Genomic DNA, 13,778 nt, shown 5'->3' with positions numbered 1-13,778 from the left:
TCATCCACCCAGCGACTGACGATCTTGTGTAATTGGTAGTAAAAACCAGCAGCCTCCCAAGAGAACTGCTGGTTTTTGGTTCAATGAAAAACTTAAACACTCAAAACTCCCTGCTCTTCCTTCTCACTGCCAAGCGTTGCTAAATATTCCACGGTGGTCAAATACACCATCCCATTCCCTTCTAGCTTCGGAGAATTTCCTAGTGGGATTGTTCTCCTTATGAGCTGGGCATATAGTTCCGGCTCTGTTAGATTTCTATCAAATGCTTGGTTGGAGATTGCTTTAATTAATGCCAGTGCACCGGCTACATGCGGTGTTGCCATAGACGTGCCGCTAAGCTTTGCATATTTACCATTTAAATAGGTTGATAATATACTTTCACCTGGGGCAACTACATCAACCTCTTTATTTGAATTACTGAATTCAGATATTTTACGATTTAATCCAATCGCCCCCACGCAGATCACTTCATTGTATGCACCAGGATAGGCCAGCTCGTCAGTTGAGTCTCGTCCGTCCCCTTCATTTCCAGCCGCACAAACAACGAGAATCCCATTAGCAATAGCCTTTTTAATGACATCATGTAATTCGGGAACATCCGCTGAACCGCCTAGGCTCATAGAGATAATATCTACCTTTTGTTCAATCGCGTAATTGATTCCATTGATTATCCACTCATATTGTCCTGAGCCTTTTTTATCAAGAACCTTAACAATTAATAGATTAGCTTCCGGCGCAACGCCTACGACTCCCGTCTCATTGAAAATTGCGGCCATTGTCCCAGCAACATGTGTGCCGTGTCCATTGTAATCACGATAGTTATTTTGGTCGCCGCGATCATCTTTTGTAAAATTTCGCCCGCCAATGATTCGATCTTTTAAGTCGATATGGTCTGTTTCACAACCGGTATCTAAAATAGCGATTGTCATTCCCTTCCCTCTGGACGCCCTCCACACTTCAGGGGCCTGAATCATCTCCACCCCTTTTGGCACCTCGGTTACTTCTTCAAACTCTGCAATCACTTGGTACGGAATTAAGCGTACTTTTCGTTCCAACGCATTCCCTCCTCAACAGATTTATTTGAAGCCAGCCCATGATGTTAACAATAGTTTAACAATTCCGAATATATTTAAAAAGTTACTTTTGGAGTATTTTTTTTCTTTATGAAAGGCGATTCCTGTTTATACCCGAAAAGTTATTTCGATATTTATTTAAATAGTTCTTTAATTTAGTAATGCGTTAACGCTTTCATTATTAGACGCTTTACTTTTTTAAAAAAATAATTTTCAAACTATTGTGCTTATTGAAATAATATTTTATAATATTTAGCATTACGAAATTATCTTACAGGGGTGGAAACATTGAAAGCTTTAGAACGTCTTAGTCAATTTGTCGGCAATACTTTTGCCATTTGGGTACTGATATTTGCCGTCCTTGCATTTGTATCGCCTCCAGCATTTACCTGGATTGCTCCACACATTTCTCTATTACTTGGAATTATAATGTTTGGGATGGGGCTAACTTTATCTGGAAATGATTTCAAAGAAGTTTTTAAACGGCCAAAGGACGTCGCGATTGGAGTTGTAGGCCAATTTTTAATCATGCCCGGGCTAGCCTTTTTACTTTCGAAAGGTCTGAACCTAGCTCCAGAAATTGCAGTTGGCGTTATTTTAGTAGGCTGCTGCCCAGGAGGCACAGCTTCAAACGTAATGACATTCCTTTCCAAAGGGGATGTTGCCTTAAGTGTCACCATCACATCGGTTACAACGATCCTTGCACCACTTGTCACACCAGCTCTTATTCTGTTACTTGCCAGTGAATGGATTCCAGTTGATCCTGCTGGACTATTCCTTTCAATCGTTAAAATCGTTCTCTTCCCGATTATTCTTGGAGTTATAGTGAAAAAGTTATTTAATAGACAAGCACAAGCAAGCGTGAAAGTTCTACCGCTTATTTCCATTATTGCGATTGTCGCAATCGTTGCAGCAGTTGTATCTGCTAACCAAGCAGCGATTGCAAAAACAGGATTCCTTATTTTTGTGGTTGTTGTTCTTCATAACTGTCTTGGCTATTTTATTGGCTACCTATTTGGTAAACTCTTTAAAATGGACTTATCGAAGAAAAAGGCTGTCGCCATTGAGGTAGGAATGCAAAACTCTGGTTTAGGCGCTGCCATTGCAGCTGCACATTTTTCACCACTAGCTGCCGTACCAAGTGCCATTTTTAGTGTTTGGCACAACATTTCTGGCCCAATCCTTGCAACCATCTTCAGCCGGATGAAAAATGATAAAAACGCAGCTGGAAATGAAGGGAAAACATTATCAGTGTAAAGCCGAAACTATGGTGGATCAGATAAATCGTTATTAAAAGAACTTGGATGCTTCCAAGTTCTTTTTCTCGTTCCCCAATAATCCAATCACTATTTTAAAAATACGACTTTATTATTATACAAAATCTCTAACATATGGAAGTATCTACCCATTTTTACTTCATTGTTTATTTGAAGCACTGTTTTTTTTCTAACAACATGACGCTTGTCCAATCAACTATTAAAACAGAAAATATATATACATAGTGAAGTGTTTTTTTCCTTCCAATCATCTAAAAGGTGGTGAAAGAGATATGTATGGTTATGACGGCGGCGGATATGGCGGCGGCAGCAGCTTTGTATTGATTGTTGTCTTGTTCATTCTGCTTATCATTGTAGGTACTTCTTTCATGGGCTATTAATTGGTAGGACACCTTGATAGTTTAGGTTAATTTCCAATTTGAATCCCTAACGAAAGGAGGGGGATTTAATGACATTTGGATTTTTTGGATTTGGCAGAAGACCGTTTGTCCCGATTGAAATTGAAATCGAAATAGAGAGAAGAAGACGAATTGAAATTGAAATCGAGATTGAGCGAAGAAGAAGATTTGAGTTTGAAAGAAGAAGACGATTTGAATTTGAACGGAGACGCAGATTCTTTTAAGCTTATAAAATTAGTGAGAAAATTGGGGCCTTCGGGCTCTTTTTTAGTGCGTTATCACCTCCTTTAACGCATATAATAGCTATATCTCGGTTTCCTTTGGTGCTATACTAAATATATAGAAGGAACTGGAAAAGGGAGATGAAAAAGTTGAAATGGTTGAAAAATCTTACTCATACACTCACAGGCTTGACGGATGCCATTACCCGTTTTCCCTTAACAACCCTATTTCTATTTGGCACTGTTTTTATTAATTCTTACATGATCAGCAATGAAAAGGACGGTTCGAAAATTCTTTTAACATTTGTTGTTGGGGCATTTCTTAGTGCCGTATTCCAGGTTGTCTATGACCGGTTTTTTTCAAAGCTTTCCATCCAAGTGATTTTAATGGGCATGGTTGTCTTGCTAACTGCAGGCTATTACCTCATTATTAGGCAAGCGCCTGACCCAGGCATGGAAATCGAAATGAGAACTTTCGTTGCCTTGTTTGCCCTGCTAATAGCCTTCATTTGGGTACCTGTCATAAGAAGCAACACAAGTTTTAACAAAAGCTTTATGGTTTCCTTTAAATCTTTCTTCAATTCCCTGTTCTTTTCTGGTGTTATTTTCGGGGGTATTAGCATTATTCTTACGGCAATTGACCAGTTGATTTTTGCCATCGATTCTTCTGCTTATGCACATACGGCCAATTTTATTTTTATTCTTTTTGCACCGATGTATTTCCTTTCACTCATTCCGAAATATCCAGGAGCAAATGAAAAAAATAAGCCGCGAAAAGAAACCATTGATAAGGCAGCCTCTTGTCCGAAGTTTTTAGAAATCCTGCTTTCCTATATACTCATACCGCTATTAGCCGTGTTTACGTTAATACTAGTGACTTACATTATCAAAAATATCGGTGGAGAATTTTGGACGGATAACTTACTAGAACCAATGCTCGTATCCTATGCGATTACCGTTATTTTGGTGTATATCTTGGTTAGTGAGATTGAAAACAAGTTTACTGCCACTTTCAGAATGATTTTTCCAAAAGTCCTGGTGCCAATCGTCCTCTTCCAGATTATGTCCTCGATTTTCAGTTTGGCTGATACTGGTGTAACACATACCCGCTATTATGTCATATTGTTTGGAATTTTTGCCGCCGTTGCAGGTATTTTATTGAGCCTTTTGCCTGTACAAAAAAATGGCGTGATTGCGGCTATGTTAATTATTTTTTCGGCTGTTTCTATCGTGCCTCCAGTGGATGCGTTCACCATCAGTCGAACGAGCCAGAGTGATATACTGAAAAACGTACTTGTGAAAAATAATATGCTCGAACATAATAAGATCAGGCCAAATGCATCTATTTCTGACAAAGATAAGCAAATAATTACCAATTCAGTTCAATACTTATACATGATGGGATATACAAAGAACATGAAATGGCTGCCAGATGATTTCAATGTATATGAAGATTTTCATGATACTTTTGGTTTTGATGAGTATCAAAAGCAGGATAATTTCACTCAATCGATTTACCTTGATCTGGAACAGTCAACTCCAATTACCATCACAGGCTTTGATACTTTTGCAAAAATCGAGATATTGATGTCAGATCAACATAGTGATGATAAGGTTTTTGATATGGTAAAGGAAGGTAAAGAGTATACCTTGTTTAAAAACTTTCAGCAAGATCACTATGACCTTCAATTGAAGGATTCGAATGACCAGACTCTTATCAGCTATAACACACAAAAAATCTTTGATAAATTTTCTCATTACAAGCCTTCTAAGGGACACATATCAGCAGAAGAAGCAACATTTACAACTGAAAATGATCGAGCCAAACTAACCATTGTCGTGCAAAATCTAGGGATTGAGCAACAAGATGCACAATATAATAACGCGATGTTATTCGTTTTTATTCAGATTAAATAGAAATTCCTTAAGAAAGCAAAACAAGCGGGACATGGTTCCGCTTGTTTTGCTTTCTTATTTGGTAAATATTAAATTAAATTCTTATCGATCCTAGGTAAACGAATTTCTTGTTTAAGACGTCTCCTTTTGAGTCGATTCGATTTTTCTTTCTCATAGAGATAATAAACGAGGAAATAAGATACAATACCAAGGATCGTCCCGAAAATCGTCATACCGATTAAAGCATGGACACCGCCATGGAGCAAGTTGACTAAACTATGGAAATCACCGTGCAATAAGTTTTGAAAAGAAAAAGATCCATGATGGCCAATTCGTACTTTAATTGGAAAGAACAATTTTCCCAGTTGTCTTGCAAATGGTAAAAGAATCACCGGCAGAAGTGTGAGTTTCCCTATAATATTTCCAATAATAGACGCTGGTAAGGAACCTTTTGCCAGTTTGACAATCGGGACAAATAAGATATAAATAAGCGAAGCTGTCGAAATCACTAACATTTCCAGTCCAAAGCCGAGGGCAAAACCGAGGGCTACCTTTTTAGCTCCCCCAGGAGAACGCAGCAGTTTTGTGAAATTTAATTTAAAGGCTCGTCCAATCCGTTGATAAAGATGATACTTTTTATATTTTATCCTCAATAGGTGCCACCCCTTGGTGAAATCGGTATATGATATTATTTGGAACTTTCTAAAAACTCATTTTATAGAAAACCTACCTTATCTTCTATTTTACACCTTTATCAAATAGAATAAATAGAAAATTATTCAGAAATAAAAGGATGTTATTGGTAATGGTGTGTGAATTTATTTTTCGATTACTGGAAAGCTAATCAAAAACGGTGATGATGATATGGAGAAGAAAATCGCGATTATTTCCGATATTCATGGGAATTATTCCGCTCTTCAAGCTGTATGCAAGGAAATCGATCAAGACACTACCATTGAACAGATTTATTGCCTTGGAGATTTAATTGGCATCGGCTATGAAACAAATAAAGTGCTGGATTTACTGCTCTCTCGCAGCGATATTTCTTTTGTAATGGGAAATCATGATGAAGCGATTGTAGATATTCTTTCAGGGAGAGAGCCCTATAGCAGAAAGCGAGAAAGAGACCATCATGAGTGGATTGCCGCTCATATCGATCAATCATTTCTCTCATTTTTATCCGAGCTGCCCGTCACACTATCGGCTGAATGTAATGGAAAACGTTTAGATTTTGTCCACTACCATTTAGATGAAGAAGGTAATTTTTTACCAGTTGATTATGACCCGACCGTTGAGAAATTGGATTTTCTCTATCGTGATTCAGCCGCTGATATCATCTGTTTTGGTCATCATCATGTCATCCATCATTTTAAAACGAAGAAACGGCTCTACTTGAATCCCGGTTCACTTGGTTGTTTTCATAAGCCGCTTGCTTCGTACGCTATTTTGATCATTGGAGATCATGGTGAAATAAATGTCACTTTTAAAGAAGTACCCTATGATAATAAGGAATTTTTATTAGGATACAGCAAGCTGAATGTTCCGGGTTCAGACTATATATTGAAAGTCTTCCATGGAAATCAACCTTTACACTATCAATAATCAATGGTCTACTTTTCGAACATATTCCTGAAGCGGTAAATCAAGTTCATCGATTCCTTCTATCACTAGGCTGGCAATCTCTATGGCCCCATTTTTCCGAAAATGGGTGCTGTCCATTGCCCCATCGGGATAATGAGGATATTCTCCTGCTTTTAGCCACATGAACAGTGTCTTCGTTTGTTCCGGCCCTAACTGCTGAAACAATTCTCTACTTTTTGCTGTTAAATCAATGACTGGAACGTTTTCTTCGCTCGCTAGTTCCTTCATGGCTTTAGGATATTCGCCGTGTGATGCTTGTGCCATACCATCGACTGAAAAACTCATTCTTTCCACCGGTGTAACAAGAATGGGTATCGCTCCATTTCCCCGGGCACCTTGGATATATTGTTTTAAATAACTTTTATAGGTAGTGGACGGATTCGTGTACCTCGATGGGTCCAATCTTTTTTCATCATTGTGACCGAATTGGATGAACAGATAATCCCCCTTATTAATATGATGCAAAATCCACTGCAATCTTCCTTCATCAATGAAGCTTTTCGAACTTCTCCCCGGCTTTGCTTGATTGATCACAGTGACATGACTGTCAAATCGATTGGATAGCTCTTGACCCCAGCCTGAGCGCGGCGATAAAGACGCCGGATAATTCGATACCGTTGAATCTCCCGCAAGATAAATGGTTATTTCTTGCTCCGCCTTGGATGAGGCTTTAGATACATGGATGCCTGTATATAAAATCAAACTTGCAGTTATTACAGATATCCCAAACATGATAACCTTTTTCAGTCCCAAACGTCCATTCCCCCTGTGTGAACTCTTCGATCGTAATCTTATTATTTATTAATCTTAAACGATTCATGACCGTTGATGAAGAGAATTTTAATTAGCAGGCAAAATAATTAAAGGACCTTTGACTCACTCCATCCATTATGAAATGAATTTTTAATAAAAATTACATACTCCGGTAAAACAATCGAGTTTTTTTCTATGGTACATTGATTTTAGCCTTTTAAAACGGATTAAGAATGAGTTGATTAACATGCTGAATCTAAAGGAAGCTACCGAATTATTAATGAACCAAGGCATTACTGCCAACGAACAAGTTGTTATCCGCTGGATTTTAGACGGTAAGCTGAAAGCCAAACGAACCAAGAATTTAAATATTGATTACTTTATTAAACCAAGCGATTTAGCTGCATTTATTTTGCAAAAACAAATTGAGGATCGATGCAGCCAATTTGGAGTGGATTATCAGGATTGGGAAAAGACATTCTATGAAAACAAGAAATTAAAACAGGAAAATGAGGAATTAAAAACGATGGTTCGCCTTGAACAAACCAAAGTTCGCGGCTTGAAAAGAATGTTACAGGCAGAATATGCCCTGGCTGATTCCCCTCCCCTTACATATGCAGCATTATTGGGATTGGACATGGATGCTGACAAGGAATTAATCAAAAGGGAATTTAAAAAGTTACTCAAAGGACTCCATCCGGATCGAGGCGGTGATGAACGATTATTTCGCGTGTTTTATGACCATTATTCGAAAGCAAAGTAGAAAAGAGACAGCTGACTGTCTCTTTTGCCTGTTGAATTAATCGTGGAAATTTGTGCCGTCTGTCGTTGCTTTAACAATCTCGGCGCGGATGACAAAGTCACCGAAATGTTCCCCCTCCTGCCGTTCTTTTGCATAGCGCGGAAGTATGACGCTTAATTCTTTGAGTATTTCTGCTTCACCGATATTTTCACGGTACATTTTACTTAAGCGGCTGCCATCATGGGCTCCCCCTAGATACATGTTGTATTTTCCTGGTGCCTTGCCAATAAAGCCAATTTCCCCGAGTGCGTGCCTTGCACATCCGTTTGGACAGCCAGTCATGCGGATTGTAATGTCATCTTCACGGAGGCCGCTTTCATCCACAATTTCCTCGATTTTGTTAATCAGAACCGGTAAATAGCGTTCTGCTTCGGCCATCGCTAATCCACATGTCGGCAGCGCCACACATGCCATCGAATTGCGGCGGAGGGCAGTAACATGCTTGCCGTCCGTTAATCCGTATTTTTCAATCAACTCAGTGATCTTTTTCTTTTTTTGGCTTGATACATTGGCGATAATGACGTTTTGATTGGCTGTCAAATGGAAATCACCCGTATGAATCTTTGCGATTTCGCGTAAGCCCGTCTTTAACTGTACATGATCATAATCAGTTACACGGCCGCCTTCAACAAATAATGTAAAATGCCATCTTCCTTGAATGCCTTTTACCCAGCCGTAACGGTCACCATTATGGTCGAAATGATACGGTTTCGCTTCACTTAGCTTCCACCCAAGGCGATTTTCCAGCTCTTCCTTGACTGTCTCTAACCCAAGTCGATCCACAGTGTATTTAAACCGGGCATTTTTTCGCTCGGAACGATTTCCATAATCGCGTTGAATGGTAATCGTTTTTTCAGCCACCTCATAAAGCTGCTCTGGTTTACAGAAGCCAATAACCTTGGCCACCTGTGGATATGTGGCCGTATCCCCATGGGTCATGCCCATTCCTCCGCCAATGGCGATGTTAAATCCAATCAGTTTGCTGTCTTCCACTATTGCAATGAATCCAAGGTCTTGTGAAAAGACATCAATATCATTGGATGGCGGCACGGCAATGCCAATTTTAAACTTTCGTGGCAAGTAAGTCCGGCCATACATTGGTTCTATTTCTTCGACTTCTGGAGTGCCGGCCACTTTTTCTTCATCCAGCCATACTTCATGATACGCTCTTGTGCGTGGTAATAAATCATCACTCAATTTCTTTGACCATTCATATACTTCGGCATGGATTTCAGACTGATATGGATTTGAGGCGCACATCACGTTACGATTGACATCGCCGCAAGCTGCGATTGTATCCAATAGAGAAGCATGAATTTCCTGGATGGTGTTTTTCATATTCCATTTTAAAATCCCATGCATTTGAAAGGTCTCACGTGTGGTCAGTTTCAAAGTGCCATTCCCATATTTTTCAGCGAGTTCATCCATGACAAGCCACTGGTTTGGAGCTGCAACACCTCCAGGCAAGCGAACACGCAGCATGAATTGATAGGCAGGTTCCAGCTTTTGCTTTTGCCGTTCATTACGGAGGTCGCGGTCATCCTGCAAATAGCTGCCATGATGCTTCATTAATCGGTTGTCATCATCAGGAATGCCGGCGCTGATACGGTCCTGCATGACTTCCTTCAACGTGCCGCGCAAATAGTTGCTTTCATCTTTGATGCGTTCGACATCACTCGGCGCTCCCCCTGGTGCTGTTAAAGTTTTTTTCACCATGTTGGTTAATCCCCCTTCTTTCAAAAATTAATATACATCTCGCTGATACCGTTTTTGCTGCTGCATGTCGGCAAGATAGGCTGCTGCCTGCTCACGGCTCATGGCGCCTTCTTTTTCGATAATCTCGAGCAATGTGTTGTGGACATCATGTGCCATATGTTTTTCATCACCGCAAATATAGACGGCCGCTCCTTCTTGCAGCCACTCGAACAATTCTTTGCTATTGTCCTGCATACGGTGCTGAACATACACCTTTTCGGCGGTGTCACGCGAAAAGGCTACATCCAATTTCGTTAGAGTACCGTTTTGCAGCCACTTTTGCCACTCGATTTGATAAAGGAAATCAGTGACAAAATGCTGATCACCGAAGAACAGCCATGACTTCCCAGTTGCGTTCGTTTCTTCACGCTCCTGCATAAAAGAACGGAATGGCGCTACACCTGTACCTGGCCCAATCATAATAATTGGTGTCTCCGGTTTTTCCGGAAGTTTAAAGTTTTCGTTTTGCTGCACAAATACGTTGATGCGGTCCCCTAGGTTTAGCCGCTCCGCTGTTTGAATCGAGCAGACGCCATTACGGCTGCGGCCATTGGCATCATAGCGGACAGCGCCGATCGTCAAATGCACTTCGTCCGGATTCGCGGATAAACTGCTCGCAATAGAATAAAGACGGGCAGGTATTTTTCGCAAAATACTCACAAACTCCTGAGCTGAACCAATCCAAGGAGTAAAATCGCGAACTAAATCTAGCAAATCGCGACCTTTTAAGTAGGCTTTTAACTTTTCATCGTTGTCTGATGCTGTCAGTTCTTGTAATTCCTTGCTTGCTGCAAATGACGCTGCTTTTTGGAGAAGCGGTTTTGTTAGAACCGTAATTTCATAATAAGAGAGAAGCGCCTCTCTTAATTGTCTCTGGTCTCCCGGCTTCACAGTCACCAGTTCCTCTGGATTCCATTTTGTTTCTTCAAGAAGAAGGTCGACAAGAGCCGGATCGTTTTCCGGATATATGCCAAGGCTGTCACCAGGCTCGAATGTGAGTCCGGAATCTTCAAGTGAAATTTCTAAGTGACGTGTTTCTTTATTTGAGCCTCGACCGTTCAAATTGATATTTTCAAGAATCTCGGCTTGGAATGGATTGGTTCTCGAATACTGTGATTCTATTGATTGTGTTGCTGATTCGAGATTTTGTCCGTTGGCGGCTGCCTCAGATTGTGCTTCGCCCAGGCTGCCAAGAACTCCTTGAAGCCATTCTGCTGCCGGCTCGTCAAAGTCTACATCGCAGTCGAAACGCGGATAAAGCCTTGTGCCGCCAAGTTCTTCCAGCCGCTTATCGAATTCTTTACCAGTATGACAGAAGAACTCATACGAGCTGTCACCAAGAGCTAAAACGGAAAAATGGAAATTTTCAAGCTTTGGTGCACGTTTGCTATGAAGAAATTCATAGAATGTCAGCGCGTTGTCCGGAGGATCTCCTTCACCATGTGTGCTTACAATGATGAGCAGGTTTTGAACCTTTTTCAGGTTATTTGGTTTGAAATCACTCATGGATGAAACGGTAACTTGAAAGTCATTCCCTTCTAGTGATTGGGCTGCCTTTTTTGCTAATCCGCGGGCATTGCCAGTTTGTGATCCATATAAGATGGTCACTTCTTTTGTTTTTGAAGGTTCAGCGTGCTGCTGGACATGTGCAGCCGGCGTCCCAAGTGCAGCGGTGCCTTGTGATGCAGCGAGAAAGCCACTCAGCCAAAATTTCTGCGGTTCGGTAAGTGTTGGCAGAATACGATTAAGGAGCTCTGCCTGCTCCTGATTAAACGGACTGTTCAATACTTGAAGTTGCAACAATACCACCTCAATATGTGTTTAAATTTTTTACTTTTTCAATAAGGATATCTTCGATTACCCGGTGGCTGCTGAGCGTGCCTGTATGGAGAATCTCACAGTTTAGCCTTTGCCGCTTACGCACCTCTTGGCTTACTTCCGCAAGAAGCAAACCGGTAAATAACAAATATGGCACAACGATGACCCTGCCCACGGCACCTATAGTAATCGTCTCAAAGCCATCCAAAAGCCTTGGTTCAGCTGCAGCCAAGTAGCATACAGATACCCTTTCAATGCCAAGACGATTCCGAATGCCACCGGCAATTTTTGAAAAATCACCAAGGATTTCCGGGTCACTGCTTCCTCTGCCAACAATCAAAAGTCGATCCTCTGGCACTAGATACCCTGCAGTTTCCCTAACCAAATCTGCAACCGCGTCTAAAATCATACCCTGTACACCAAAAGGCTCCTTCACAGTTACCTGTATTTCAGGATAACGCTCCTGTAATCCGGACAATATCAAAGGAATATCTTGTTTAATGTGACCTGCTGCCAAAAGGAACAGAGGAACAACGGTAATCTCCGTGGCACCTCTCTCCACACATCGGCGGAATCCTTCTTCCATTAACGGCTCCGTCAACTCTAGGAAACTGATTTCTTGGATGGGTATATCGATTCGTTCTATTACTCTTTTAATAAAGGCCTTTGCTTCCTCAGCCCCTTTTTTAGAGCGGGTACCATGACCAATATATAAAATTGCTTTCATATCCTAGAAGCCCCCTGCATTATCCGTGGACCACTGGCAAATTGGGAACAATTTCATCTTGAAACCAGTTCAATTTTTTATGAAGGTGGACGACTTCGCCAATGACGATCATGCTTGGGTTAGAAAGAGCTGCCTCTTTCACCCGTTCTTCGATCGTCTCCAGCGTCCCGACCACCGTTCGCTGATCACTTAATGTCCCCCATTGAACAAGGGCAATTGGAGTTTGTGGTGATTTGCCATGTTGAATCAATTGTTTTGTTATAGTAGATAAATTAGAAACTCCCATATAAATACAGATCGTATCCACTGCATTTGCCAAATGGAACCACTGATGCTCTGCTGCAACATCTCCCGCTTGATGCCCCGTAATGAAAGCAAAGCTTCTGCTCAGACTGCGATGGGTTACAGGAATTCCGGCATATGCGGCAGCAGCAATCCCGGCCGTGATACCAGGAACAATTTCAAACGCGACATCATGGCGCGCACATTCCTCTGCTTCCTCACCGCCGCGTCCGAACACAAACGGGTCTCCCCCCTTTAAGCGGACAACCTGATAGCCCTTTTTGGCATATTTCACTAAAAAGTGGTTGATGGTCTCCTGCTTCATCGTATGGTAATGCGGGAGTTTGCCACAGTACACGAGCTGTGCCCCTTCTTTTGCATATTGCAGCAGTTCAGGATTGACCAGCCGATCATAAAGGATGACATCGGCATGCTGCAGGCAGCGCATTCCTTTTACCGTAATTAAATCTGGATCGCCGGGACCCGCACCAACTAAGTAAACCTTGCCTCCCATGGGCTCATCATCCTTTCAAAGCTAAATAATGTTTTTTGTTTGCAAGTATTGAAAAATTTCTCCTACCGCTTGTTCCACAGTCAATAAGTCGGACCGGATGGTGATTTCCGGACGTTCTGGTGCCTCGTACGGAGAATCAATCCCGGTAAAATCCTTTATTTCACCGCGGCGAGCTTTTACATACAGCTGCTTTGGATCGCGCCGTTCACATTCTTCCAGCGGGCATTCAACAAACACTTCGATAAATTCTTCTTTTTCAAAAAGGTCACGTACTTGATCCCGGTCTGAGCGGAAGGGTGAAATAAATGCAGTCGTCACAACGGCGCCGCTGTCGACAAACAGTTTCGCCACTTCGCCGATCCGGCGAATATTTTCAGTCCGGTCATGATCGGAAAAGCCAAGATCCTTATTAAGTCCATGGCGGATATTATCACCATCGAGGACATATTCATTGATGCCCTGGCGGTATAATTCACTGGAGACGGCATTGGCGATCGTCGATTTACCAGAGCCTGACAGGCCGGTAAACCAGAGGACACAGCTGCTATGACCATTTTGCACACGCCGATCTGGCTTTGTTATGGTTGCTGCATGCCATGTAATATTTGTTGCTTTTGTCAT

Annotated in this window: 14 protein-coding genes; 6 read left to right on the top strand and 8 right to left on the bottom strand. The window is 41.5% G+C overall.

The window, feature by feature from the left end; all coding sequences use genetic code 11:
• Nucleotides 1-92: 92 nt before the first annotated feature.
• Nucleotides 93-1,055, bottom strand: coding sequence for a S8 family peptidase (locus tag FAY30_RS11455; protein ID WP_149870007.1), 963 nt, complete (start codon nucleotides 1,053-1,055; stop codon nucleotides 93-95).
• 306 nt (nucleotides 1,056-1,361) lie between these two features.
• Here FAY30_RS11455 and FAY30_RS11450 point away from each other — a divergent pair, with 306 nt between their 5' ends.
• The 4 genes from FAY30_RS11450 (at nucleotide 1,362) to FAY30_RS11440 (ending at nucleotide 4,886) form a co-directional block, all read left to right on the top strand.
• Nucleotides 1,362-2,330 carry a bile acid:sodium symporter family protein gene (locus FAY30_RS11450; RefSeq protein WP_149870006.1) on the top strand — a complete coding sequence of 323 codons (969 nt, stop codon included), beginning with the start codon at nucleotides 1,362-1,364 and terminating at the stop codon, nucleotides 2,328-2,330.
• Nucleotides 2,331-2,622: 292 nt separating this feature from the next.
• Nucleotides 2,623-2,730, top strand: a complete 108-nt coding sequence (locus FAY30_RS11445) for a YjcZ family sporulation protein (RefSeq protein ID WP_149870005.1) — start codon at nucleotides 2,623-2,625, stop codon at nucleotides 2,728-2,730.
• A 68-nt stretch (nucleotides 2,731-2,798) separates the two neighbouring features.
• On the top strand, nucleotides 2,799-2,972 hold the full coding sequence (locus FAY30_RS27135; RefSeq protein ID WP_190284881.1) for a hypothetical protein: 174 nt from the start codon (nucleotides 2,799-2,801) through the stop codon (nucleotides 2,970-2,972).
• Nucleotides 2,973-3,119: 147 nt separating this feature from the next.
• Nucleotides 3,120-4,886: a DUF4153 domain-containing protein gene (locus FAY30_RS11440; RefSeq protein ID WP_190284880.1), complete on the top strand. Its 1,767-nt coding sequence runs from the start codon at nucleotides 3,120-3,122 to the stop codon at nucleotides 4,884-4,886.
• Nucleotides 4,887-4,954: 68 nt separating this feature from the next.
• Here the strand turns inward: FAY30_RS11440 and FAY30_RS11435 are convergent, their stop codons facing one another.
• On the bottom strand, nucleotides 4,955-5,518 hold the full coding sequence (locus FAY30_RS11435; RefSeq protein WP_149870003.1) for a DUF2062 domain-containing protein: 564 nt from the start codon (nucleotides 5,516-5,518) through the stop codon (nucleotides 4,955-4,957).
• A 211-nt stretch (nucleotides 5,519-5,729) separates the two neighbouring features.
• Here FAY30_RS11435 and FAY30_RS11430 point away from each other — a divergent pair, with 211 nt between their 5' ends.
• Nucleotides 5,730-6,467: a metallophosphoesterase family protein gene (locus FAY30_RS11430; protein WP_149870002.1), complete on the top strand. Its 738-nt coding sequence runs from the start codon at nucleotides 5,730-5,732 to the stop codon at nucleotides 6,465-6,467.
• On the opposite strand, the gene FAY30_RS11425 is transcribed toward FAY30_RS11430, so the two are convergent.
• The gene (locus FAY30_RS11425; RefSeq protein ID WP_223820947.1) at nucleotides 6,468-7,259 is read right to left on the bottom strand and encodes a rhamnogalacturonan acetylesterase; all 792 of its coding nucleotides are present in this window, start codon (nucleotides 7,257-7,259) and stop codon (nucleotides 6,468-6,470) included.
• Nucleotides 7,260-7,506: 247 nt separating this feature from the next.
• Between FAY30_RS11425 and FAY30_RS11420 the strand changes: the two genes are divergently transcribed.
• Nucleotides 7,507-8,022, top strand: a complete 516-nt coding sequence (locus tag FAY30_RS11420) for a J domain-containing protein (protein ID WP_149870001.1) — start codon at nucleotides 7,507-7,509, stop codon at nucleotides 8,020-8,022.
• Between the two features lie 36 nt (nucleotides 8,023-8,058).
• Here FAY30_RS11420 and cysI read toward each other — a convergent pair whose 3' ends face one another.
• The 5 genes from cysI to cysC are packed head-to-tail and all read right to left on the bottom strand — an operon-like array spanning nucleotide 8,059 to nucleotide 13,778.
• Nucleotides 8,059-9,777 carry an assimilatory sulfite reductase (NADPH) hemoprotein subunit gene (gene cysI / locus FAY30_RS11415; protein ID WP_149870000.1) on the bottom strand — a complete coding sequence of 573 codons (1,719 nt, stop codon included), beginning with the start codon at nucleotides 9,775-9,777 and terminating at the stop codon, nucleotides 8,059-8,061.
• A 27-nt stretch (nucleotides 9,778-9,804) separates the two neighbouring features.
• Nucleotides 9,805-11,616, bottom strand: a complete 1,812-nt coding sequence (locus tag FAY30_RS11410) for an assimilatory sulfite reductase (NADPH) flavoprotein subunit (protein WP_149869999.1) — start codon at nucleotides 11,614-11,616, stop codon at nucleotides 9,805-9,807.
• 10 nt (nucleotides 11,617-11,626) lie between these two features.
• A complete protein-coding gene (locus FAY30_RS11405) occupies nucleotides 11,627-12,361 on the bottom strand; it encodes a sirohydrochlorin chelatase (protein ID WP_149869998.1) in 735 nt (244 codons plus the stop codon).
• Between the two features lie 19 nt (nucleotides 12,362-12,380).
• Nucleotides 12,381-13,157, bottom strand: a complete 777-nt coding sequence (gene cobA, locus FAY30_RS11400; protein WP_149869997.1) for a uroporphyrinogen-III C-methyltransferase — start codon at nucleotides 13,155-13,157, stop codon at nucleotides 12,381-12,383.
• A 21-nt stretch (nucleotides 13,158-13,178) separates the two neighbouring features.
• Complete coding sequence (gene cysC, locus FAY30_RS11395; protein WP_149869996.1) at nucleotides 13,179-13,778, bottom strand: adenylyl-sulfate kinase; 600 nt, start codon at nucleotides 13,776-13,778, stop codon at nucleotides 13,179-13,181.

Source organism: Bacillus sp. S3, from assembly GCF_005154805.1.
Lineage (GTDB): Bacteria > Bacillota > Bacilli > Bacillales > Cytobacillaceae > Neobacillus.
The sequence above is the reverse complement of the archived record's forward strand: the minus strand, read 5'-3'. Positions and strand labels throughout refer to the sequence as shown.